The sequence below is a fragment of the Vibrio sp. RW genome (genome assembly GCF_027587105.1).
GTDB lineage: Bacteria > Pseudomonadota > Gammaproteobacteria > Enterobacterales > Vibrionaceae > Vibrio > Vibrio toranzoniae.
In genome coordinates this window covers 280,306-304,569 of record NZ_JAPPTM010000002.1, presented here as the reverse complement: position 1 = coordinate 304,569, position 24,264 = coordinate 280,306, and the positions used below count along the sequence as shown (strand labels likewise).

Here is a 24,264-nt window from a genome sequence, read left to right as displayed (position 1 = left end):
AAGGCTCGACTATTCCACATCTTGAATCACACGCCCGTGCTGAGGCATAGTTTGGAAGCTACGGCAATGTATACTGCGACAAGAATAATACGTTGGTACAAAGTCGTTGATCACGACTCGCTCTGTGACTTTCCACAGTCGTTGGTTATATACATTCATCACTGGAAAGGTGTAAGGATAATCACCAATAATACCATCTTCCGTGCCATTTGATGTTCCCACTAAGGTCACTAAACGACCTTCCGCAAAACTCAATGGCTCAACATAACCATCGATATAAGCAACAAAACGGCCTTTGGGCTCAGCATCAATATCAGGCTTACCGCTGCTTGAGATCGGCATATTAACCACTTCAACTCGAGTCTTATCTTGTAAGTTTGTTACCTTGGCAATCACACCACCTAAACGAACATCACCAGCGTCTGGTACTGTGTTTACCCACTCTTGGTAATCGGTTACCACTTGTTCAGAGTTTGCATTCAGTTCTTCAGGTAGGGATGAGCACCCCATCACCATCAAAGAGAAGGCAACAAGGAAAAATAAGCGAGATTTAGACATGAGAGAAAACATAATGCTGGTCCTTAGAACAGGAGAAATGAAAGCACAAAGCTATATATAAATGTCGACCCCAATAAGCTTCGCAAGTTCCTCTTTTTTAGCTTGATTCATCACATCCATATACTCCTCCATCGCACGGCGTCCACGCCCTTCTGGAAGATCATATTGAACCTGAGCTTTGTGAATCTCAGATTCTTTGACTTGGCGAATGGAATGCGAGACAGCATTCGCAACCTTAGTTGGCTGACCAACTGAGGTTTTTGCATCGCCTTTTTTTACCTCGTTCTTTTTACTGGTTCGATTGGTTTTGGATGTATTGCCTATCGAAGAAGGAGGTAAGCCGTTTATTGAAACCATGCTTAAGGAATTTTGTACCTGAGTTTAATGATTCTTTATCTGTTTTAATTTTGGCTCTGTGAAATGAATGACAGAACCAAAACAAGGCGTGAAACAACACGCCTTAATTGTAGTTTACTCACAAACTAGCCGCTTATTCGCGACCTGGCAGTTTCTTCCACGTCACTTTGTCACGAAGATAAACTGGCTCAGACTCTTCTGCTGCAACCGCTTTGCCTTCTGCATAAGCAAATTGAGCAAGGAACGCCATATCTTGAGCTTCTGGGAATAGCACTTCACACGCTTTGGTGTTGATCGCTAGCGTATCCATATGTTCTGCGTACGCTTCCCAACCAGTGCCAACTTTTGCCCATGTTTCAGAGTCCGCTTCAAGCTGCGCAGCCAATTCGCTTGGTGGTGTGACACATTCAGCATCAACTGCCGTCCAACGACCGTCTTGTTCACGGCTGTAACGAGCCCAGTACACTTCACTCATGCGCGCATCAATCGCTGTTGCTACGTGAGTTTCACCAAATTTACGGTAGCTGCCCTGCGCCATCGCTGCCAGTGTAGAGACACCTATAATTGGTAAATCCGCACCAAACGCCAAGCCCTGAGCAATACCAATACCAATACGTACGCCCGTGAAGCTGCCTGGGCCTTGGCCAAACGCGATAGCATCGATATTGGTCAAAGCGACATTCGCTTCTTTCAGTACTTCATCAACCATAGGTAGAATTTTTTTTGTATGGTCTCGAGGAGCCTCTTCGCTACGTGCGAACACCTGGTCACCCATTACTAATGCAACTGAACAGTTTTCAGTTGCGGTATCTACTGCAAGAATTTTCGCGCTCATTTGTGTCTCAAATATTCGTTATCTAATCTAAAAATAATGGCTAAACTCAACAATGCCAATTACTCAGCAGCGGTTGAATGGTCTTTAGCTAAGAATTCTTTAATGACCCCTAAGTCACGTGTACGAGGAATAGGCGGTAAACTCGCCAAAAATATGCCACCGTAATCGCGAGTCACCAATCGGTTATCGCAAATAACCAATGCACCATTATCGCGCTTGTCACGTATCAATCGGCCGACACCTTGTTTCAAGGTAATCACAGCGTCTGGCAACTGTACTTGTGCAAAAGGATCACCCCCTTTTAACTTACAGTCCTCGATTCGAGCCTTAAGTAAAGGGTCATCAGGGGCCGTAAAGGGCAATTTATCGATGATAACACAGCTTAATGCATCGCCCCTAACATCTATCCCTTCCCAGAAAGCGCCTGTCGCTACGAGCAATGCGTTACCCAATTCCATGAACTCGGCTAAGGTTTTTTGCTTGCTTGTCTCACCTTGCAATAGAACAGGAACGGTGAGGGTTTCTCGGAATCGCTCGCCCAACTCTTTCATCATGCTGTGTGAAGTACACAAGAAGAAACAGCGGCCTTGGTTTTGCTCGATCACAGGAGTCAGCATTCGAACCAGCTTATCCGCCAACCCCGGACTATTGGGTTCTGGAAGATAACGAGGCACACACAAACGTGCCTGATTCGGATAATCAAATGGGCTCGGCAGTGAAAACTGAGCCGACGGTTTTAAGCCAAGTCGCGAGGTAAAGTGGTCGAAATCATCTGACACCGCCAAGGTTGCTGAGGTAAACACCCAAGCGCCCGGTTTAAGTTCGATTTGCTCGTGAAACTTATCCGCAACCGACAATGGTGTGATATGCAAAGCGAATTGCCTTGGTGTTGTGTCATACCAATAGGAATAACCCGTAATCGACACATCGCACACACGTTCAATGCGTGACTTAATCATGTTTGCACGTTCAAAAGCCGTGTCTAACAGTTGGCTTCGACCCAATGCTAGCTTCAATACATCGACGGCCAGTTGCAACGCATCTTGTAGGCGAACAAGTTCTCTGGCGATCGACTCAGATTTTAAGGCCTCACGCCAGTTACCACGAAAGCCGGTATCGCCCAACACAATGCGTAGATCGGCGGCTGACTGAACAAGCCTGTCCCCTACCTTTTGTAACTGACGCATATCTTTTGCTTCAGTTCGGTAGGCGATTTCGATGTCTTTAGCGAGCTCATTAATCTGTCGGCTCGAAACGGACTGGCCAAAGTATTGGCTGGCAATATCGGGAAGCTGGTGCGCTTCATCGAAGATGAACACGTCGGCTTCAGGAATCAGTTCACCAAATCCGGTCTCTTTAATCGCTAAATCCGCTAGGAAAAGGTGGTGGTTTACGACGACCACATCGGAATCCATCGCTTTTTTACGCGCTTTCAGCACAAAGCAATCGGTGTAGCTTGGGCACTCTTTCCCTAAGCAGTTGTCATTGGTTGAGGTAATTGTAGGAATGATTGGGCTGTCTTCCGCGATATCATCACAATCCCCTAAGTCACCGGTTTGTGTCGCTGACGACCAACTACGAACTTTCACCAGTTGCGCTAACAGCGTTGGGTCGGTATGAGTGCCATGACTCTCGATCATCTGGCGGCTCAAGCGGTCTAAACACAAATAGTTGGAACGGCCTTTCAGCAGAGCAACCTGACCATAAAAGCCAAGCGCATCGACCATTAATGGTAAATCGCGATGAAACAGCTGTTCTTGAAGGTTTTTAGACCCCGTACTAATAATGGTTTTCTTGCCACTAAGCAGCGCAGGCACTAAGTAAGCAAACGTCTTACCGGTACCCGTTCCCGCTTCAACAACCAATTGGCTCTGTTGTTGAATGGCCTGTAAAACGGCTTGAGCCATGTCTAACTGAGCTTGTCTTGGTTGAAACCCAGGGATTGCTTTGCCCAGAGCGCCATCAGCAGAAAACGTTTTAGATATCATAGAGTGCGAGATTTAAAAAAATAGAAGGCGAATTATGGCAGGTTTAATGAGCTGGCGCGAATCAGAAATGACTGATCACAGGAGGAGTCTATCGAATAAAACATGGTAGGCTAAGCTCTTCTTACCAACCTAGCCCAAAACAAATAAAAGGGCTGCTTAACTACTTACGATTCAAATAACGAGATAACGCGGCAGAATTTGTTGAAACCAACTTGATAATAGATTAATTATAACGGTGATATTGCAGCTCAGTTCACCGTTCGACGGCCTGCATTTAATTTGAAAAATAAAAATATTTCATGGAAGTAAGATGCAAATGGAAAGAAAAACTTTACTAACACATTGTACTGATGCCCCTGGCCTCATCTCAAAAATCACCAACATTTGTTACAAGCACCAACTCAATATTGTCCACAACAATGAGTTCGTAGATAACACAAGTGGTCACTTTTTCATGCGTACTGAGCTAGAAGGGTATTTCAATGACGAAACCTTGCTAGCTGATTTAGACCAAGCGCTGCCAGAAAATGCGAAACGTAAACTAATGAGCTCTTCTCGCAAGCGTGTTGTGATACTTGTAACCAAAGAGGCACACTGCCTTGGCGACATTCTAATGAAGAACTTCGATGGCAGTTTAGACGTAGAAATCGCAGCCGTTGTTGGCAACTATGACATTTTACAAAGCCTAACCGAACGTTTTGATATTCCTTACCACCATGTTGCTCACGAAGGACTAAACCGTGAAGAACATGAGAAAAAGATGCTGGAAGTGATTGACCAATATCAAGCTGACTACCTTGTATTGGCGAAGTACATGCGAGTGCTGACTCCGGGGTTTGTTGAAAAGTACAACCACAAGATCATCAACATCCACCACAGTTTCTTGCCTGCGTTTATCGGCGCGAAGCCATACCAGCAAGCGTATGAGCGCGGTGTAAAGATCATTGGTGCAACGGCACACTTCGTGACTAATGATTTGGACGAAGGCCCGATCATTAAACAAGATGTTATCCCTGTCGATCACAACTTCAGCGCGAAAGACATGGCGCAAGCAGGTCGCGACGTAGAGAAGAATGTATTGAGTAAGGCGCTCAACAAAGTGATCAACGATCACGTGTTTGTTTACGGCAACAAGACTGTGATTCTGTAAGTCGCTTATTTAAGTACAACTTACCGTTAGAACCCATAAAAAACGCGTAATAGGATTTCTCCATTACGCGTTTTTTGTATCTGATTATCAGGTGAGCTTAAGCTTGCTCTGATTCCACAATCTTCTTCAAAGAATGAGGGTGTAACTTGATGCAAATCCCTTGATGCTTAAATGCAACCGTCGGGTTATTCAAACGTTCACCTTCGCCTTTCGGGCTAGAGAGTTTGATCTTAATACCTTGCTCCGCTAAAGAGTCCAACTTAACCGCGAACTCTGGGTAAGTCTCTTTAAGATCCGCTAAATATTCATCAGCCGTTTGCGCGTGAGAAGGAATCACGAACTCAACATGCTCCCAATCTTGGTTTGGGTAAATCTTACCTTCTGCTGGGTATGGCAACTCTAAGCATTCAATGCTCCAGCCAAGACTTTGCAATGGCTCATCGAAAGCCAGCACCACAATTGGACGACCATTGATCATCGCCTGTGAAATAGTAGAACCGTATTCAGACCATGCTTGATGTGCAGATTTCGCAAGTTCTGTTTCATTGATTCTTAGCGCAATATGATCCGCTTGAGCAAAGTTTAAGTCCAAACCCAGTATGTTGCCTAGGTTCTCAATTTTCGCCATAAACGTATCAAGGCGGGCAATCATTTGTTGTGGTTCTAGTTCGGCTTGTTTGAGGCTCATCATCATTGCCAGTATTTTTCAATTAATAGCTGCATGTTATCATTTTTGCTTTCTCCAACAAGCGTTGCTTTTGCAAAAAATACTCAATAAGTATGCTCATTCTATTCCTTAAACATTCAAATTCGACTTGGCAAAAGTTGTTTGTCAAAACCCCCTCATGAAATGTTAATTTTCTATCAATTCCACCTATAAGAAACCGCACAAAATTGGTATGATTAACGCCATTTCTATGAACTTAAACAGAGTCTGTTGCAAGTTTGGGCATTAAACCGTTAACTAGAAGCATAATTAACCAATTTAATGACCAAAAATTAACAGCCACTCTTATCATCCTTGAATTGAAGGAAACGCGTGTGAATATCCAAGCACTTATTAATGACAAAGTATCTCAGGCTCTAGAAGCCGCTGGCGCACCTGCAGGCTCTCCTGCTGCTGTTCGTCAATCTGCAAAACCACAATTTGGTGACTACCAAGCAAACGGCGTTATGGGCGTAGCTAAACGACTAGGCACTAACCCACGAGAATTTGCTCAAAAAGTATTGGACGTTCTAAACCTAGACGGTATCGCTTCTAAAGTTGAAATCGCCGGCCCAGGTTTCCTAAACATCTTCCTAGATAAAGCTTTCCTAGCAAAACAAGCAGACGCAGCATTAGCTGACTCTCGCCTTGGTGTTGCCGTTGCTGAAACGCAAACTATTGTTGCTGACTACTCGGCGCCAAACGTAGCGAAAGAAATGCACGTTGGTCACCTACGTTCAACTATCATCGGTGATGCGGTAGTTCGTACTCTAGAATTCTTAGGCCACAACGTTATCCGTGCTAACCACATCGGTGACTGGGGTACTCAATTCGGTATGCTTATCGCAAACCTTGAGCGCGTTCAGGCTGAATCTGGTGAAGTTTCAATGGAACTTGCTGACCTTGAAGGCTTCTACCGTGAATCTAAAAAACTTTACGATGAAGACGAAGAGTTTGCACTTAAAGCACGTGGCTACGTAGTGAAACTGCAAAGCGGCGACGAGTTCTGCGCAGAGATGTGGAAGAAGCTAGTTGACGTTACTATGATTCAAAACCAACGCAACTACGATCGTCTAAACGTGTCTCTAACACGTGATAACGTAATGGGCGAAAGCATGTACAACAACATGCTGCCAACAATTGTTGCGGATTTGAAAGAGAAAGGGATTGCTCAAGAAGATGACGGCGCACAAGTTGTATTCCTAGACGAATACAAAAACAAAGATGGTGACCCAATGGGCGTTATCATCCAGAAGCGCGACGGCGGCTTCCTTTACACAACAACCGACATTGCTTGTGCTAAATACCGTTTTGAAGAACTAGGCGCAGACCGTGTGCTTTACTTCATCGACTCACGTCAACACCAGCACTTAATGCAAGCTTGGACTATCGTTCGTAAAGCAGGTTACATCCCTGAATCGGTTTCTCTTGAACACCACGCATTCGGCATGATGTTAGGTAAAGACGGTAAGCCATTCAAAACTCGTGCTGGTGGTACGGTTCGTCTTGCTGATCTTCTTGATGAAGCAGAAGGTCGTGCTGCACAACTGATCGAGTCTAAGAACCCAGAACTAGCAGAAGATGAGAAGAAAGCCATCGCGAACACGGTTGCGATGGCAGCGGTTAAGTACGCAGACCTTTCTAAGCACCGTACTACTGACTACGTGTTCGATTGGGACAACATGCTTGCGTTCGAAGGCAACACGGCACCATACATGCAGTACGCATACACTCGTGTTGCTTCTGTATTCGCTAAAGCTGGCGTTTCTATGGACTCTCTTGAAGGGACAATCAAAGTCACTGAAGAGAAAGAAAAAGCGCTTATCGCGAAACTTCTACAATTCGAAGAAGCCGTGCATTCTGTTGCTCGTGAAGGTCAACCACACATCATGTGTAGCTACCTGTTCGAACTTGCTGGTCAGTTCTCTAGCTTCTACGAAGCGTGCCCTATCCTTGTGGCTGAAGACGAGACAGTTAAACAGAGCCGCCTGAAGCTTGCTGCACTAACAGCGAAGACAATTAAGCAAGGTCTATCGCTTCTAGGTATCGACACGCTAGAGCGCATGTAAGCGATTCGAGATTCGAGATTCGAGATTCGAGAAAATTAGAAAGGTTGGCGTGAAAGCGCCAACCTTTTGTTTTATCTGACGTATACTGATTCAAACTATATGAATGGGAAGACAACAATGAGCTTTGAACTTCACCCACAGTTAGCAAAAGACACCACGCTTATCGGCGAATTTCCACTGAGCTTAGCACTGCTAAGCAAAGACAGCGCCGTACCTTGGGTTATCTTGGTACCAAAACGTGCCAACCTAAAAGAGCTGCACCACTTACCAATGAAAGAACAACAGCAATTCTTGCATGAATCTCAGGCGGTAAGCCAAGCACTAGAAGCCACATTCCAACCAGACAAACTCAACCTAGGCGCGCTAGGTAATATGGTGCCTCAACTGCACATTCATCATATCGCACGCTTCAAAGACGACATCGCGTGGCCAGGCCCTGTATGGGGTAACACCAAAGGCGAACAACGCAGTGAAGAAGAGCAAGCCGCTATTCTGACTCGTATTCAAAACGTGCTGTCACTGAGCTCTATTTTCAAGAAAGCATAATTCAAATTCATCACATTAACTTTAAAGCATAACAGTTCAGACAAGACACATAACAAAAGCCGCTCATCTAAAAATAAGTGAGCGGCCTTTTTATTGTCTAATCTCGCCGTTTCAACGAGAGTATAAAACCAAAACTACATCATCACATTAAGCGACAGGCCATCTTGTTTGCTGATTGTGTAGCGAATGCGCGTTGTATGGCCATGATTGTTAGTATCGACCAAGCGAGAAATTTTCCCTTTCTTGACCCACACACCCAGCATCGCATCGACGCCATCTTCACTCATACCAAACTTTGCAGCGAGTTCTTTACGAGCCGCGACACCTTGGCTGTCTATGTATTGATGAAGTTCAGTTAAGATCATACGACTTGCACCTCTAGCGCTTTCTGCTTGCTACCAATTTTCTTAAACACGCGATATGTCACCACAAAGCCACCAGCAATTACCACCATCCACACAGCACTTGTCACTGGGTGTGAAGCAAAGTTTGCTGCTTGGTAATAGAAGGTCGCACCGAAGTAGCCAAGCGCCATTGTCCAAACCGCAATGAAGCGTGCGAACGTCTGGCCGAACTCACGCACATAAGCCCCCATCGCAGCAACACAAGGCGTGTAAAGCAGGATCAGAATCAAATAAGCGAATGCCGCATGACCAGAAACAAACTTGTCTTTCAGGTTACCAAAGATAGATGAATCGACTTCTTGATCTTCAGCCACTGAGCCAGAGTCTGATAAGTCACCCACTTCAATACCTAGTGGATCTGAGTAGCTCAGGCCAGACAGGTTTTCAGGGATCGTCATCACCGCTTCTTGCAATCTTGCTGCTAAATCGAATTCAGCCGCTTCCTCATCAGAAGGCGTTGTGTATAGGTTGTTTAATGTACCGACAACGGCTTCTTTTGCGAAGATACCAGTAATGATACCAACCGTTGCAGGCCAGTTTTCTTCAGTAATACCAATGGGTTGGAACACAGGAGTCACTACTTGTGCCGCTTTAGACAACACAGAGTTCTCGCTGTCTTCATTACCAAAGCTGCCGTCCATACCTAGCGAGTTTAAGAAGCTCAGGATTGCCACAACCATTACAATTGTTTTACCTGTACCAAGTACGAAACGCTTCAGTTTTTGCCACGTTTTAAGCATTACGTTCTGCACTGTCGGCAATTCGTAATCTGGCATTTCCATGACCAAGCTATCGCTGCTACCTGGGTAGATGGTGTTCTTGAGGAACAGACCCGTAAACACAGAAGCTACAATACCCATGATGTACAGAGCGAATACCACGTTTTGTCCAGCACCTGGGAAGAATGCAGCTGCGAACAGTGCGTATACAGGAAGACGAGCACCACATGACATAAACGGCGCCATTGATGCAGCCAGTTTACGTTCGCGCTCTTGGTCAAGCGTACGAGTTGCCATGATTGAAGGCACGTTACAACCAAAACCAAGCACCAGTGGTACAAACGCTTTGCCCGGCAGACCAATCTTCTGCATCACTTTATCAAGTACAAATGCCGCACGAGCCATGTAACCTGAGCTTTCAAGCACTGCTAAGAATAAGTAAAGTGCAGCGATAACCGGAATGAAGGTCGCAACGGTTTGAATACCACCACCGATACCATCAGCCAATACAGTGACTAGCCAAACAGGCAAGTGACCATCTAATAGGTGATGACCGCCATCAACCAAAATAGCTCCAACACCGATATCAAAGAAGTCGATAAACGCACTACCGATATTGATAGAGAACATGAACATCAGGTACATGATCACAAAGAAGAAAGGAATACCGACCCATTTGTTCAGAATGAATTGGTCTGCTTTTTCTGTGAAGTTGCGGCTTAGTTTGCCTTCGCTGCGGCGCACTCGTTTACAAAGGTCATGTAAGAATGTGTATTTCGCGTCAGCGACTACAAGGTCGATATCAAAGTCAGCACCAAGACGTACGCCATCAATTTGAGTACGAGTTTGAGGAGCCAGTCCATTCAAGACCAAGTAATCATTTTCTAAAGCACGAATTGCCAGAGCTCGGTGAGAAACATCAGCATCATCAAATTGTGATTCAACAGAAGGGATAAGCGCTTCTAATGCTGCGTCGTAATCAATAGAGAGAGGATCAAGGCTCACACCTTGAACAAGCAATTTATGTAGGCGTTCTTTAAAGCGAACCACTTGGCCTTTGTCGTTTGCAGACAAGCTTAATACTGGACAACCAAGCTCTTTCTCAAGCGCTTTAAGGTTAATCATCTGGAGCTCGCGCTTTAGTACATCCATTTTGTTCAATACAACGATCATTGGTCTTCCCAACTCTCGCAGCTGTAATGTCATGTATAAGCTTCGTTCCAGACAGCTTGCATCTACCACATTAATGATTACGTCCGCTGGGTGAGTAAGAACCGCGCGAGATGCAATCGACTCATCGATGCTGTTCGCGTCATTACCACTGTCTAGCGCATAGATACCTGGTAAGTCGGTAAGCTGGAACTGATCACCAGCGTGCGAATATACACCTGTCTTCTTCTCTACAGTTACACCAACCCAGTTACCAACGTGCTGCTTGGCACCAGTCAATGCATTAAATAATGTTGTTTTACCACTATTCGGGTTACCAACAGTGAGAACTTGATAATCCATTTAGATAACCTCGATTTGTTCTGCGATGCTTTCACGAATGGCAATTGAAACCCCTCTCACTTCAACTTGAAGCGGATCCCCCATAGGTGCACGGCGAATCAGAGTCACCTCGGTTTTCGGCAACATACCCATGACCATAAGTTTTTTTCTAACTTCTGGTGTTAAACCGGTTAGCGCAACAATAGAAGCCGCTTTGCCTTGCTCTAGTTGTGAGAGTTTCATAAGTACCCAATCTGTGACTGATAATGAGAAATATTGTTATTAGCGTCATAATACACATGCATGACCACAATTCTATTGTGTAAAATCAAAGTTTTCGGAAATACATACTCGTAAATTTCGTTAAAACCGTTTACGTCAAAAACGTTATTTTCAACAGTTATCGAGGTCTTTCCTATGGCTATCAATCATAAAAACACCAAACAAGTACATATATATCAACAAGTTACAACATTGTCGTATTTATCACAGATATCTGGCGTTAATTTTATAAGTAAAATAAGTAGCAAACCGTATAGTTACTCCATCGAAGAGAAACTCCTTCTCTTTAATTTTATTCCAGAGGTGATGTGGTTTTCCATATCACTCCGGCAGCAAGCGAAGGTGCCCTTGGCACCCGTGGTATAGTCCCCCGGCTATACCACGATATTTTTTTTCGTTTCCAATCTTTCTATCCACAAAAACATTGAATACTTCTAGCCCCCATATCTCATAAAAAAGCCCCAACACTAATGTCGAGGCTCCTGTATATTTATCTATTTTTGCGCCGCAACTGATCAATCTTCGTTATTTTCCGCAAACTTAGACGGAGACATACCAAAATGGTGCTTAAACCGCTGGCTGAAATAGGAAGGGTCATTGAAGCCTGAGTCAAAAGCGACGTCTGATACCTTTTCTCCGGCCAATAACCTTTCACACGCATGCTCCAGACGAACCTCGTTAAGGTGTTCTTTAAATGTTTTATCATAGGCAGATTTGAAGCGCCGTTGTAAGCTTCTCTCAGACATAAACAGGTATTTAGCAGCAGTTGCAGTACCAAACTCCGCATCGGCATAGTGCTCACTAACAAGCTGAGACACTTTATTTTGCCACTCTTGTTCTGCGCTAAGTTTCTGTTGCTCAGGCGTTGAGGTTGCAAGTTTGATGGTTTCAATTCTCTCAATCGTACTTGCTTCGAGCCTGTCTAACACTTGAAACTCGATAGGCCACGAAAGCTGAATCTTATTCTGAGAGTCAGAGACAAAAACGTTAAGTTGACCACCGCTTTGATTCATCAATAACGGTAATTTATCGATATTAATATCTGTTGGCTTTCCATTGCTCTCATTTATCGATGAAACTAATTTGGGGAAAGGCATGCCATGATCGCGAATGGTAACGACTAAATGCTCTTCCACCTCTTCTACTAAGACCAACATGCTCTGCGATTTAAAATTTCTCTTAATGATGCTCGCAACTAGGCTGTTAAAAATGATATCCAGATTGAAATACAGCAACGACACATGTCTGTACTTAGTTTCAACTTTAACATCGAGCTCAATACCTGTTTTTGCCAACTCACTTTTCCACGCTTTAAGCACAGATTCCAAAACTAAGATCACATCGCAACAAACAGTCCCCGATTCTTCTTGGCTATTACTAAGTTGAGCAAGCCCGTTTTTCAATGCCAGGATTGGTGACCGACCTAGGTCATCATTCCAACTAGGAAGCAGCGCAGCAACATGGCTGACTTCATCGGAAAGCTCTTTCGCTGTATGAGATACTAAAACATTTTTAACCAACAGCTGTTTTTTAAGTTGTTGATTGGTTGTCAACAAGATGCGACTTTGGTGCCTCATTTGGTCCGTTTTTAATGCGACTTGCGCTTTTAGGTGTCTGTTGGCAAAAGTGACATAGCGCGAGCGCCAAAAAACGAGAACAGTAACCAAGCCGATTAATATAATAAAAGAGCTCGCTACAGCCCAGCGACTCAAGTACCAAGGCTCTGCAATTGAAAAGCTTTGGGTAGTAGACACAAATCGATAGTGAGAGTCCTGCACTGGTTTAACTTCAAGTGTGTAATCACCAGGAAGTAAATGATCCAATGTTAATAGCCCCCCCTCAAATTCGCTCCAAGGTTCATCGTCGTTCAGTCGATATTCCATAGCGGGTGCAAATGATGCAGGTAAAATACCAAGCTTAAAACTAATGGATGAACCGTAAGGCATTTCCTCTAAATCAACCGCTTTTCCGCCAAGTGATACGGTTTGTTGATTGACACTTATCTTACTAAGCAATGCTCGGCTATGAGGAGTTGTTGATACCAATAGCTCATTAGACAATGCACTCACTACACCATACTTAGAGCCCAAGACCAGTCTGGATGATTGACTTTCTTCACTATAAAACACCGTGCAAGCGCCAACTGACAACTCATTATTAATTAAACCAAATGGAGAGCCGATGTGTTTATACAATTGCCCATCGAGTCCATAGTAGCTAATACCTTTTGAGGACCCTAACCAAATACCATTATCGTCACTAATCAAGCAATTAGGGCTAATGTTATCTTCAATGAGAGCAACCTCTTCGATGACGTTGGTATCATAAGGAATTCGGTATACGCCGTAACTACTAGCAAACCACTGCGACCCATCTTTGGCTTTCTCGATATCAAGCACTTTGCCAAATCGTTCACTTGAACGGCTAAAACTGATTCTTTTATCAACAAAGGAATAAAAACCGTGATCCGTGCCGATATAAATGCTGTCTTTTAAGCCTATATCGAGAGCCGTTATTTTCGCCGGCAAAAACTTATCAACTAACCAATCTGCTCCATAAGATGTCAGTTCCATTGCCTCAATAGATAAAGAATAAAGGTTTTGCCCAGAACTCATCCAAAGAACTTGGTTTGCCTGAAGTGCAAAGTTTTCGACGTGTACGCCCACGATTGCTCTTGGTAAATCTAGAGGTCTAGGCTTTAAGGTATTAGTATCAAAGCTAATTATTCCCTCTTCGGTCGCAAGCCAAATAGAGGAGGAAAACAGCTCAATATCTTGAACTGGTTTGGGATAAACACGAATCGGACGTTCATCGCTATCAGAGTCGGCTAAATACAGCCCCATTGAAGACGCAATCCAAGACCTACGGTCATTAACTGGCAATACCTTATTTATCACGACATTACTAGAATGCATGTCAATCTCATCTAATGGCGTTCTGGAGAACGTCTTGCTAAACAATGAGAAGTACCGAATCCCATTATTCGTCGCGATCCACATTCCACCAGCGTGGTCGTTTACCAGCGAATATATTTTCTCGCCTGGTAACGAAAAACCTTGATTGGTCGATTGTGCAAATCGTGTAATTTTACCCGTAATAAAATTATAGCTAATAAGTCCATGTTCCGTGCCTATCCAATATTGGTCAGGCGTTTCAGCAAAAGAGAGGACATGCGACCCACGAACCCAAGTCTCTTTATTTGAATTAGTGAGATCGACAATCACTGCACCATTTAATGTACCAATCACGAGCTCTCGTCTTGCCTTCGAGAAATAAACCGTCTCAATATGGTTCTTCTCTGATGCTTTGACATGAGTAAATTCTTGGTCCTCTGAAAGGTAAACACCTGCGTTTGTCGCTAACACCCACTTCGACAGCACCTTTTCAGCGTCATTAATTACAATGTCACTACTGTTGTTATATCGATATAACTTGAGCAGTGAATAGGTATCAAATTCTAAAGACTGGGTGTTGTAAGTATAAAAATTACTGCCATCTGTCACCCATATAAAATCACCAGATGATCCGATATTCGCGATCTCAGAACCAGGGCTGAGACTAAATACAAGCTCATTGCCAATACCTGGGCTATGTCGATACACCTCATTATCGAAAAAAGTCCAAAATTCATCATAAAGAAACGCGACCCTTTCTGAGGAGAATTGCAAAAGGCTACCCTTTCTAGGAAACAGGGTTCGACCATCATAAAAAAGTATTTTTCCATGTACATCATGAAGCCAGAGCCCACCTCCGGCACCCAGGTATAGCTTTTTAGCCGCAAGAAAGTTCCCTTGCGCTTGAACGGGCAAAGGGTAGAAAACAGAGGATGATGTATTTACCGCAAGAACGCTAAATGAAATGCTCATTAATATGAACATTTTGAAGATAATTCGATACAACTTTAAATCCTGAACAGAAAAAACACATGAAAATTTGTGTGCCCACAACGCTTATCGTTGCTTAACCAAAAACTGAGTTTTTTTGTGCTTATTATTATCTTTCTATTTTAGCTGAAATTAACAAAGGAGAAAGGAGGTTTGCTATTTGTTGAAAGGTTTTATCTTAGCGGTCACGAAAATGCCGCAAAATGCGGCATGATTAATCAATAATCGAAAGTAAATAGAGTATTAAACACTCATCATAAAAGACTATTTTGCTAAACAACTTGTATAACTATCTGTAAGTTGCTGAAGAAATTCGAAGTAACTGCCTTTTTTAACTTCAACATCAGAACCTACCGGGTCAAGTTGTCCTTGTTTTGTTTGGCTACCTCGAGTCACCGATTCAATCACAGCAGGGGTAAATTGAGGCTCAGAGAACACACACTGAACATTTTCACGCACCAGAGTTTTCTTAATAGCGATCAGGCTTTTTGCACCCGGTTTACGTTCAGGGCTTACCGTGAAGTGACCTAAATTATTCAGCTCAAACTCTTGCTCAAAATAGCCATACGCATCATGGAACACGTAATAACCTTTGTCTTTGACCGGTGCAAGTTGCTCACGAATAGACTGTTGCTTCCCTTTCAATGCAATCAAGAATGAGTCTAGGTTCTCTTGGTACGCCATTGCGTTGTCAGGGTCAGTTTCAATCAGCTTAGCTGAGATGTATTTTGCTGCTACTTCAACTTGATCAATACCCAACCAAAAATGAGGGTCGTGGCTACCGTGGTTATGTCCTTCATGGGCATCGTGATCATGCTCTTCATGTCCGAACTCTCTCAAATTAATGCCAGGGATCTCACTGATCTGGATAACGTTTTCTTTTGAACCAATCACCTTAGTCAAGAAAGCTTCGAGGTCAGGACCAAACCAAACGACCATATCGGCACTGTGAACTTTTTTCACATCAGATGGCTTAAGCGCATAGTCGTGTGGCGAAGCATTGCTGTTCATCAGCACATCCGGTTGACTAACGCCTTGTGTTAATTCTGTCACAATCATTTGAATTGGCTTAAAGCTTGTTAGAATAGTACTGGCACTTGCAACACTTGGCGTTAAAAGCAAAGTAGCAAGTATAAAAGATGGACGTGACATAATTCCTCGATAATAGAAAAGTAGCTTAGGCTTGAGGTAAATGTTACATTATAACATTAGCGAATTGCAAATGAGTTCTATTCATGGATAACTTAATCCAACTAGATTCTGTGAGCGTCGAATTTGACGGTCGAAAAGTTTTAGACAACATCTCTCTAAATTTAGAGCGTGGCAGAATCACTACCCTAATTGGGCCAAATGGCGCGGGAAAATCAACCTTAGTTAAGGTACTACTGGGGCTCCAGCACAAATATGTCGGAAAGATCACCAAATCAAAAAAACTAAAAATTGGTTACGTTCCTCAAAAGCTAAAGCTGAACGACTCTCTGCCTCTCAATGTAGAGCGTTTTCTTAAGCTCACCGGAAAATTCAGCAAACAAGAAATTCTAGAATCTTTGATGCTAGTGGGCGCTGAACACCTGATGAAAAGCAATATGCATCAGCTGTCTGGTGGCGAAAACCAACGCGTGCTGATCGCTCGCTCACTATTGAAAAGACCCGACCTGCTCGTTCTTGATGAACCTGCACAAGGTGTTGATGTGCAAGGCCAAATCGATCTTTACGATCTGATCGATTCCATCCGTCACCGCTTTGGTTGCGCTGTGTTTATGGTTTCACACGACTTGCATTTAGTGATGGCAAAAACAGACGATGTGATCTGTTTGCATCACCATATCTGTTGCTCTGGTGCACCGGCTGATATCAAGCATCACCCTTCTTATATCGCACTGTTCGGTACTGCGGTTCAAGAGAGTTTGGCTTTCTACCACCACCAACATGACCACCATCACCATGACTTGGCCGGCCAGCCAGTTTCTGGGGATGTGCACGACTGCTCCAACCATAAACACGGACATCACCACTAATGCTTGAGTTTCTTCTACCTTCTATTCTTGCAGGCCTAGGCATTGCTCTTATTGCTGGCCCACTGGGTTCGTTCGTGGTGTGGCGCAAGATGGCTTACTTTGGTGACACCCTTGCACACGCCTCTCTAATGGGCTTAGCGCTTGGTTTCCTGTTCAATATTAATTTGTACTTTGCGCTGTTGATTTGCTGTTTGATGCTGGCTGTGTTGCTCGTGACACTGCAAAAACAAAAGCTCGTCGCGACCGATACCCTACTCGGTATTTTGGCGCACAGTGCACTATCACTTGGTTTGGTTGCTGTCAGCTTCTTAGACAATGTTCGTGTTGATCTGATGAGCTACCTATTTGGTGACTTGCTGGCAGTATCTCCGACTGATTTAGTGTTCATCTATGCGGGTGCTGCTGTGATAGGGCTGGTACTGGCTATCTTTTGGCGACCACTATTATCAACAACGGTTAACGAAGATCTCGCGGCTGTTGACGGCATCAACATTGATTTAATGCGTCTTATCTTGATGCTACTAGTTGGTATTGTTATCGCGGTGGGTATGAAGTTTGTCGGTGCGTTAATAATGACATCGCTACTGATCATTCCTGCAGCAACGGCAAGGAAGTTCTCCAATACCCCTGAGCAGATGGCATTCCTCGCATCGATTATTGGCTCTATCGCTGTATTCGGTGGATTAAGCTTATCTTGGTTCTATGACACGCCTGCAGGCCCTTCTGTGGTTATCAGTGCAGCTGCAATGTTTATGCTATCTCAGATGGTCAAAACCCGAGCGTAATCATACGATTTGTATCTCGTATCTCGTATCTCGTATCTCGTATCTCGTATCTCGTATCTCGTATCTCGTATCATTGAAGACATACAAAAAAAGCTTGGTCAGTGACCAAGCCTTTTTAATATCGTTCAGTTAGCTTCTATCTCATTCGATAAAAGTTAGCTGATTACCAACCTGTGATTTCACGTAGGCCTTTACCGATCTCAGCAAGAGACTTAACTGTCTTAACGCCTGCTGCTTCTAGTGCTGCGAATTTATCTTCAGCAGTACCTTTACCGCCAGAGATGATTGCGCCTGCGTGGCCCATACGTTTACCCGGAGGAGCAGTAACACCAGCGATGTAAGAAACTACTGGTTTAGTTACGTTCGCTTTGATGAACTCAGCCGCTTCTTCTTCCGCAGTACCACCGATCTCACCAATCATTACGATTGCTTCAGTCTCTGGGTCTTCTTGGAAAAGTTTTAGGATATCAATGAAGTTTGAACCCGGGATAGGGTCACCACCGATACCAACACATGTAGACTGACCAAAGCCTTCATCTGTTGTTTGCTTAACTGCTTCGTACGTCAGAGTACCGCTGCGAGATACGATACCTACTTTACCCTTCTTGTGGATATGACCAGGCATGATACCAATCTTACACTCGTCTGGAGTGATAAGACCTGGACAGTTAGGACCGATCATGCGAACGCCAGTTTCTTCTAGCTTCACTTTAACGTCGATCATGTCTGTTGTAGGGATACCTTCAGTGATCGTTACGATCAGTTCGATACCTGCATCAATCGCTTCTAGGATTGCATCTTTACAAAAAGGTGCTGGTACGTAGATAACGGTTGCTGTTGCACCAGTTACTTCCACTGCTTCACGTACTGTGTTGAATACTGGAAGGCCTAGGTGAGTTTGACCACCCTTACCAGGTGAAACACCACCAACCATTTGCGTACCGTATGCGATAGCTTGGTCTGAGTGGAATGTACCTTGACCGCCAGTGAAACCCTGACAGATTACTTTAGTGTCTTTGTTAATTAATACAGACATTATTTAGCCTCCGCAGCAGCAACAACTTTCTGAGCAGCATCTGTTAGAGATTCAGCTGCAATGATATCAACATCAGAATTAGCAAGTACTTCGCGACCTAGGTCTGCGTTGGTACCTTCTAGACGAACAACGACAGGAACGGTTACGCCAACTTCTTTAACCGCACCGATAATACCTTCAGCGATCATGTCACAACGAACGATGCCACCGAAGATGTTTACGAGTACTGCTTTAACATTATCATCAGAAAGGATGATCTTGAATGCTTCAGCTACACGTTCTTTTGTCGCGCCGCCGCCTACATCAAGGAAGTTTGCTGGCTTGCCGCCGTGTAGGTTTACGATATCCATCGTACCCATCGCAAGGCCTGCACCGTTAACCATACAGCCAACGTTGCCATCTAGTGCTACGTAGTTCAGTTCCCACTGTGCTGCGTGTGCTTCGCGCTCATCTTCTTGAGATGGATCGTGCATTTCACGTAGTTTAGGCTGACGGTACATCGCGTTTGAGTCGATGTTGATCTTGCCGTCTAGACAAAGCAGGTTGCCTTCGCCAGTAATCACAAGCGGGTTGATTTCTAGTAGCGCTAGGTCGTACTGAGAGAACATTTGGCCAAGACCCATGAAGATCTTAACGAACTGTTTAATTTGATCGCCAACTAGACCAAGTTTGAACGCAAGTTCACGGCCTTGGTAAGCTTGAGGACCCACTAGAGGATCGATCGCTGACTGGTGAATCAACTCTGGAGTTTCTTCAGCGATTTTCTCAATGTCCACACCGCCTTCAGTTGACGCCATGAATACAATTTTGCGCGTTGCACGGTCAACAACAGCACCTAGGTAAAGTTCGTTAGCAATGTTCGATGCTTCTTCAACTAGGATCTTTGTTACAGGCTGACCATTAGCGTCTGTTTGGTAAGTCACTAGGTTTTTACCTAGCCACTTTTGTGCAAACTCTTTAACGCCTTCTTTTGTGTCATGTAGCTCTACGCCGCCCGCTTTACCGCGGCCACCAGCGTGTACTTGACACTTAACGACTTTCTTGGCTGTACTGATACGACCTGCAGCTTCGAAAGCTTCTTGTGCAGTATCACATGCGAAACCTTCTGGTACAGGCAAACCGAATTCTGCAAACAGCTGTTTGGCTTGGTATTCATGCAAATTCATTTTGATATTCCGTTTATTTTCCCTTAAGGGATTATTATTTCCATAACGACACAGTTTCCTGTGTTACGTCTGTAGGGTCTTCTCAAATCAACTGCTGTCCATTTTCTAATGGCTTTACAGTTCAAGTGAAGGCCAGACGTTGAGCAGCCTAGCCTTTGAAACTTTTTACGTCTAGCTAACGGGGTTAACTAGACGTTTTAGCGATACTAAACGTCTAATAGCAGACGTGCAGGATCTTCTAGTAGCTCTTTGATGGTCACTAGGAAGCCAACTGATTCACGGCCATCGATTAGACGGTGGTCGTAAGAAAGCGCTAGATACATCATTGGCAGAATCTCTACCTTGCCATCAACTGCCATTGGACGATCTTGGATTTTGTGCATACCCAAAATTGCCGCTTGAGGTGGGTTGATGATTGGCGTAGACATTAGAGAACCAAATACACCACCGTTTGTGATAGTGAAGTTACCGCCCATTAGCTCATCAACAGTTAGCTTGCCGTCACGGCCTTTGATTGCTAGCTCTTTAATGCCTTTTTCGATATCAGCGAAACCTAGTGTGTCACAGTCTTTCAGTACTGGAGTCACTAGGCCACGTGGCGTTGATACTGCCATGCTGATGTCGAAGTAGTTGTGGTAAACGATATCTGTACCATCGATAGAAGCGTTCACTTCTGGGAAACGTTTTAGCGCTTCTGTTACTGCTTTCACGTAGAAAGACATGAAGCCAAGACGCGTGTCGTGACGCTTCTCGAATTGGTCTTTGTACTGCTTACGAAGGTCCATGATTGGCTTCATGTTCACTTCGTTGAAAGTAGTCAGCATCGCAGTGCTGTTCTTCGCTTCTAGAAGACGGTTTGCAACTGTCTTACGTAGGCGAGTCATAGGTACGCGTTTTTGGCTACGAGCCGCTGCTGGCGCTTCAACTGCTGGTGCAGATGCAGCTGCCGGCGCCGATTTCGCTGCTGCTAGGTGTGCGTCGATGTCTTCACGAGTAATACGACCACCAACACCAGTGCCTTTAACGTCAGCTGGTTGTAGGTTGTGTTCAGCAAGCAGGCGACGAACAGCTGGACTTAGCGCGTCGTTATTTTCTTCTGTAAGCGCAGCTTTGTGGCGCTTATCAGGAGAAGATTCTGTATCTTCCGTTTTATCTTTCGTTGGCTCACCAGCGACAGCGCCAGGTTTGATTTTAGCCAAAAGCTGCTTAGAAAGTACCGTAGCACCCTCTTCTTCGATGATAGCCTCCAGAACACCCGCTTCAGGAGCCGGAACTTCTAGAACTACTTTATCTGTTTCGATATCTACAATGACTTCATCACGTGCAACCGCTTCACCCGGTTTTTTGTGCCAAGTAGCAACTGTTGCATCAGCCACAGATTCAGGTAAATCTGGAACCAGAATTTCAATTGTCATGTGCGTATTTTCCTTTTACTTCTAGTTCTTAAGTAGGGTCAAAGCGTCGTCAACTAACGCTTTTTGTTGTTTCAAGTGTACCGACATATAGCCAACAGCTGGTGAAGCTGATGCAGGGCGACCTGCGTATTGAATATCAGCACCCACTGGGATAGCAGCTCGGAAATTATGTTGGCTACTGTACCAAGCACCTTGGTTTTGAGGCTCTTCTTGACACCAAACGTAATCGACTACATTCGTGTACTGTGCGATTGCAGCTCTCACGTCCTCGTAAGGGAACGGGTAAAGTTGCTCGATACGCACAATAGCGACATCGTCTTGCTCGTTCTTACGTCTTTGGTCAAGTAGGTCAAAGTAAACCTTACCTGAACAGAATACGACGCGTTTTACGTTTTCAGGAGCCAGATCATCAATTTCTGCGATAGCTGGTTGGAACGTGCCTTCTGCTAAGTCTTCCATAGAAGAAGTACACAGAGGATGACGAAGCAATGATTTTGGTGACATTACAATCAGAGGACGACGCATTGGACGAACAACCTGACGGCGGATCATGTGGTAAACCTGAGCCGGTGTTGAAGGAACAACAACCTGCATGTTTTGTTCAGCACATAACTGAAGGTAACGCTCAAGACGAGCGGAAGAGTGCTCAGGGCCTTGGCCTTCATAACCGTGAGGAAGTAGCATTGTTAGACCACATAAACGTGCCCACTTTTGCTCACCTGACGAGATAAATTGGTCGATAACCACTTGTGCACCGTTTGCGAAGTCACCAAATTGTGCTTCCCAAAGCGTTAGACCACCAGGCTCTGCTGTCGCGTAACCATACTCAAACGCCAGTACAGCTTCTTCAGATAACACGGAGTCAAACACTTGGAATGGCCCTTGTTTATCATGAATGTTCTCAAGAGGAACATACGTGCTAGCATCAGATTGGTTGTGCAGTACTGAGTGACGGTGGAAGAAAGTACCACGACCAGAATCTTGGCCAGAAATACGAATACGTTTTCCGTCGTCAACCAGTGTTGCGTAAGCCAGAGTTTCAGCCATACCCCAATCGACTTGTTTCTCACCATTCACCATGGCAATTCGATCGTTGTACAGTTTATTGACTCGGCTTTGCAGCTTATGGCTGTCTGGGTATTGGCAAAGTTTGTTACCAAGCTCTTTTAGACGCTCGAGATCAACTTTGTTATCCCACTCAATATTCCAGTCGTGCCCTAGGTAAGGAGACCAGTCTACTGAATGAAGTGCCATCGGACGCCACTCTTTAACCACAACTTCACCGTGATCAAGCGCATCACGATACTCGTTAACGAGTTGCGTAGAAGTATCAATACCAAACTCACCACGCTCCATCAACACATCTGCATAAAGCTTGCGTGGTGTTGGGTGCTTCTTGATTTTTTGATACATCAAGGGCTGTGTTGCATTCGGCTCATCGGCTTCGTTGTGACCGTGGCGACGGTAACAAACCAAATCAATAACAACATCACGTTTGAACGTATTTCGGTAATCTAATGCAAGGCGAGACACAAATGCCACCGCTTCTGGATCATCCGAGTTCACGTGGAAAATAGGCGCCTGAACCATCTTTGCAATATCAGTACAGTACATAGTAGAACGAGTATCGCGAGGGTTAGATGTTGTAAAACCAACTTGGTTGTTTACAACGATACGAACCGTACCGCCTACACAGAAACCACGAGCTTGAGACATGTTAAACGTCTCTTGTACCACACCTTGGCCAGCAATAGCAGAATCACCGTGGATAGTAATTGGAAGTACACGACTGCCATCTTTATCGTCTAGGCGATCTTGGCGTGCACGTACTGAACCGATAACTACCGGGTTTACAATTTCTAAGTGAGATGGGTTAAATGCTAATGCTAAGTGAACGTTGCCGCCTGGTGTTGCGAAGTCCGCAGAGAAACCTTGGTGGTATTTCACATCACCAGTTCCCCATGTATCGTCGTGCTTACCTGCAAATTCGTCAAATAGGTCTTGTGGCTTTTTGCCGAGCACGTTGACCAGCATATTTAGACGACCACGGTGCGCCATACCAACAACAACTTCACGCATACCTTGACCACCAGCATGACGAATAAGTTCCTTCGTCATTGGGATCAACGCATCACCACCTTCCAATGAGAAGCGTTTTGCGCCTGGGAATTTAGCACCAAGATAGCGCTCAAGACCTTCAGCAGCAGTTAGCTCTTCTAGGAAAGCTTGCTTTTCTTCTTTATTGAAAGAGGGTTGACCAGATACAGACTCTAAACGTTGTTGTATCCAACGCTTTTGCTCTGTATTTGTCATGTGCATGTATTCAGCACCAATAGAGCCACAATAAGTTTGCTTTAGAGATTTGTAGAGATCTTTAAGCACCATCGTCTCTTGGCCAATCGCGTAAGAGCCGACGTTAAACGTCTCATTGAGGTCATCTTCGGTAAGAGTGTGAAAAGAAGGGTCCAGTTCATCAACTGTCGCTCTTTTCCATAAACCTAGGGGGTCTAGATTTGCTGCTTGATGCCCTCGGAATCGATAAGCATTAATTAGTTGCAGAACCTTTACTTGTTTCGCATCGACATCTGGATCACTAACTTGGACATTGTAATGCTTTGTTTCTTGAGCGAGTCGACGGAAGTATTCACGAATGCGAGAGTGTGGTTGTTCCACCGTTTCTGAAGCTTGCACAGGCAATTCTTCGAAAACACTTCTCCATTCGTCACTTACCGAGTCGGGGTCACTTAGATACAGTTCGTAGAGTTCTTCTACGTACGTTGCATTGGCGCCAGCCAAGTGTGAAGACTCGAGCCATGCCTTCATCACGCCGTTGTGCATATTTTCCCTTAACCAGT

General features: G+C 44.5%; 19 protein-coding genes. 5 read left to right on the top strand and 14 right to left on the bottom strand.

Going from position 1 to position 24,264, the window contains the following annotated elements; genetic code table 11:
* Window positions 1-9: 9 nt before the first annotated feature.
* The 4 genes from OCT63_RS02910 to OCT63_RS02895 form a co-directional block, all read right to left on the bottom strand.
* On the bottom strand, window positions 10-570 hold the full coding sequence (locus tag OCT63_RS02910) for a Slp family lipoprotein (protein ID WP_269983154.1): 561 nt from the start codon (window positions 568-570) through the stop codon (window positions 10-12).
* A 39-nt stretch (window positions 571-609) separates the two neighbouring features.
* Window positions 610-915 (bottom strand): chromosome partitioning protein ParA, encoded by a 306-nt coding sequence (locus OCT63_RS02905; protein WP_161687073.1) that lies wholly within the window; start codon window positions 913-915, stop codon window positions 610-612.
* A 133-nt stretch (window positions 916-1,048) separates the two neighbouring features.
* Window positions 1,049-1,750, bottom strand: coding sequence for a tRNA (adenosine(37)-N6)-threonylcarbamoyltransferase complex dimerization subunit type 1 TsaB (gene tsaB, locus OCT63_RS02900; protein ID WP_269983153.1), 702 nt, complete (start codon window positions 1,748-1,750; stop codon window positions 1,049-1,051).
* 59 nt (window positions 1,751-1,809) lie between these two features.
* Complete coding sequence (locus OCT63_RS02895) at window positions 1,810-3,738, bottom strand: ATP-dependent DNA helicase (RefSeq protein ID WP_269983152.1); 1,929 nt, start codon at window positions 3,736-3,738, stop codon at window positions 1,810-1,812.
* A 316-nt stretch (window positions 3,739-4,054) separates the two neighbouring features.
* Between OCT63_RS02895 and purU the strand changes: the two genes are divergently transcribed.
* Window positions 4,055-4,888: a formyltetrahydrofolate deformylase gene (gene purU, locus OCT63_RS02890; protein ID WP_029626983.1), complete on the top strand. Its 834-nt coding sequence runs from the start codon at window positions 4,055-4,057 to the stop codon at window positions 4,886-4,888.
* A gap of 97 nt (window positions 4,889-4,985) precedes the next feature.
* On the opposite strand, the gene OCT63_RS02885 is transcribed toward purU, so the two are convergent.
* Window positions 4,986-5,582, bottom strand: coding sequence for a VOC family protein (locus tag OCT63_RS02885; RefSeq protein WP_269983151.1), 597 nt, complete (start codon window positions 5,580-5,582; stop codon window positions 4,986-4,988).
* Window positions 5,583-5,929: 347 nt separating this feature from the next.
* Between OCT63_RS02885 and argS the strand changes: the two genes are divergently transcribed.
* A complete protein-coding gene (argS, locus tag OCT63_RS02880; RefSeq protein WP_269983150.1) occupies window positions 5,930-7,663 on the top strand; it encodes an arginine--tRNA ligase in 1,734 nt (577 codons plus the stop codon).
* 117 nt (window positions 7,664-7,780) lie between these two features.
* On the top strand, window positions 7,781-8,209 hold the full coding sequence (locus OCT63_RS02875; RefSeq protein WP_161748581.1) for an HIT family protein: 429 nt from the start codon (window positions 7,781-7,783) through the stop codon (window positions 8,207-8,209).
* A gap of 134 nt (window positions 8,210-8,343) precedes the next feature.
* Here the strand turns inward: OCT63_RS02875 and OCT63_RS02870 are convergent, their stop codons facing one another.
* The 5 genes from OCT63_RS02870 to znuA all read right to left on the bottom strand — a co-directional run bounded on the left by OCT63_RS02870 (window position 8,344) and on the right by znuA (window position 16,141).
* Window positions 8,344-8,574 carry a FeoC-like transcriptional regulator gene (locus OCT63_RS02870; RefSeq protein ID WP_269983149.1) on the bottom strand — a complete coding sequence of 77 codons (231 nt, stop codon included), beginning with the start codon at window positions 8,572-8,574 and terminating at the stop codon, window positions 8,344-8,346.
* Complete coding sequence (feoB, locus tag OCT63_RS02865) at window positions 8,571-10,844, bottom strand: Fe(2+) transporter permease subunit FeoB (RefSeq protein ID WP_269983148.1); 2,274 nt, start codon at window positions 10,842-10,844, stop codon at window positions 8,571-8,573. The genes OCT63_RS02870 and feoB overlap by 4 nt, the downstream gene beginning before the upstream one ends.
* The gene (locus OCT63_RS02860; RefSeq protein ID WP_008221191.1) at window positions 10,845-11,066 is read right to left on the bottom strand and encodes a FeoA family protein; all 222 of its coding nucleotides are present in this window, start codon (window positions 11,064-11,066) and stop codon (window positions 10,845-10,847) included.
* A 554-nt stretch (window positions 11,067-11,620) separates the two neighbouring features.
* On the bottom strand, window positions 11,621-14,971 hold the full coding sequence (locus OCT63_RS02855) for an AraC family transcriptional regulator (RefSeq protein ID WP_161687091.1): 3,351 nt from the start codon (window positions 14,969-14,971) through the stop codon (window positions 11,621-11,623).
* Between the two features lie 282 nt (window positions 14,972-15,253).
* Complete coding sequence (gene znuA / locus OCT63_RS02850) at window positions 15,254-16,141, bottom strand: zinc ABC transporter substrate-binding protein ZnuA (protein ID WP_161679039.1); 888 nt, start codon at window positions 16,139-16,141, stop codon at window positions 15,254-15,256.
* An 83-nt stretch (window positions 16,142-16,224) separates the two neighbouring features.
* On the opposite strand from znuA, the gene znuC reads away from it, so the two are divergent.
* Both znuC and znuB read left to right on the top strand, forming a co-directional pair.
* On the top strand, window positions 16,225-17,007 hold the full coding sequence (gene znuC / locus OCT63_RS02845; RefSeq protein WP_161687094.1) for a zinc ABC transporter ATP-binding protein ZnuC: 783 nt from the start codon (window positions 16,225-16,227) through the stop codon (window positions 17,005-17,007).
* Window positions 17,007-17,792: a zinc ABC transporter permease subunit ZnuB gene (gene znuB / locus OCT63_RS02840; protein ID WP_060468253.1), complete on the top strand. Its 786-nt coding sequence runs from the start codon at window positions 17,007-17,009 to the stop codon at window positions 17,790-17,792. The genes znuC and znuB overlap by 1 nt, the downstream gene beginning before the upstream one ends.
* A 163-nt stretch (window positions 17,793-17,955) precedes the next feature.
* Here the strand turns inward: znuB and sucD are convergent, their stop codons facing one another.
* From sucD to sucA, 4 genes are all read right to left on the bottom strand, one after another.
* The gene (gene sucD, locus OCT63_RS02835) at window positions 17,956-18,828 is read right to left on the bottom strand and encodes a succinate--CoA ligase subunit alpha (RefSeq protein ID WP_060468254.1); all 873 of its coding nucleotides are present in this window, start codon (window positions 18,826-18,828) and stop codon (window positions 17,956-17,958) included.
* The gene (gene sucC, locus OCT63_RS02830) at window positions 18,828-19,994 is read right to left on the bottom strand and encodes an ADP-forming succinate--CoA ligase subunit beta (protein ID WP_010436793.1); all 1,167 of its coding nucleotides are present in this window, start codon (window positions 19,992-19,994) and stop codon (window positions 18,828-18,830) included. The genes sucD and sucC overlap by 1 nt, the downstream gene beginning before the upstream one ends.
* Window positions 19,995-20,200: 206 nt before the next feature.
* Window positions 20,201-21,409: a 2-oxoglutarate dehydrogenase complex dihydrolipoyllysine-residue succinyltransferase gene (gene odhB, locus OCT63_RS02825; RefSeq protein ID WP_161687096.1), complete on the bottom strand. Its 1,209-nt coding sequence runs from the start codon at window positions 21,407-21,409 to the stop codon at window positions 20,201-20,203.
* A 21-nt stretch (window positions 21,410-21,430) separates the two neighbouring features.
* Window positions 21,431-24,247 carry a 2-oxoglutarate dehydrogenase E1 component gene (gene sucA, locus OCT63_RS02820; protein WP_060468256.1) on the bottom strand — a complete coding sequence of 939 codons (2,817 nt, stop codon included), beginning with the start codon at window positions 24,245-24,247 and terminating at the stop codon, window positions 21,431-21,433.
* Between the last annotated feature and the right edge of the window lie 17 nt (window positions 24,248-24,264).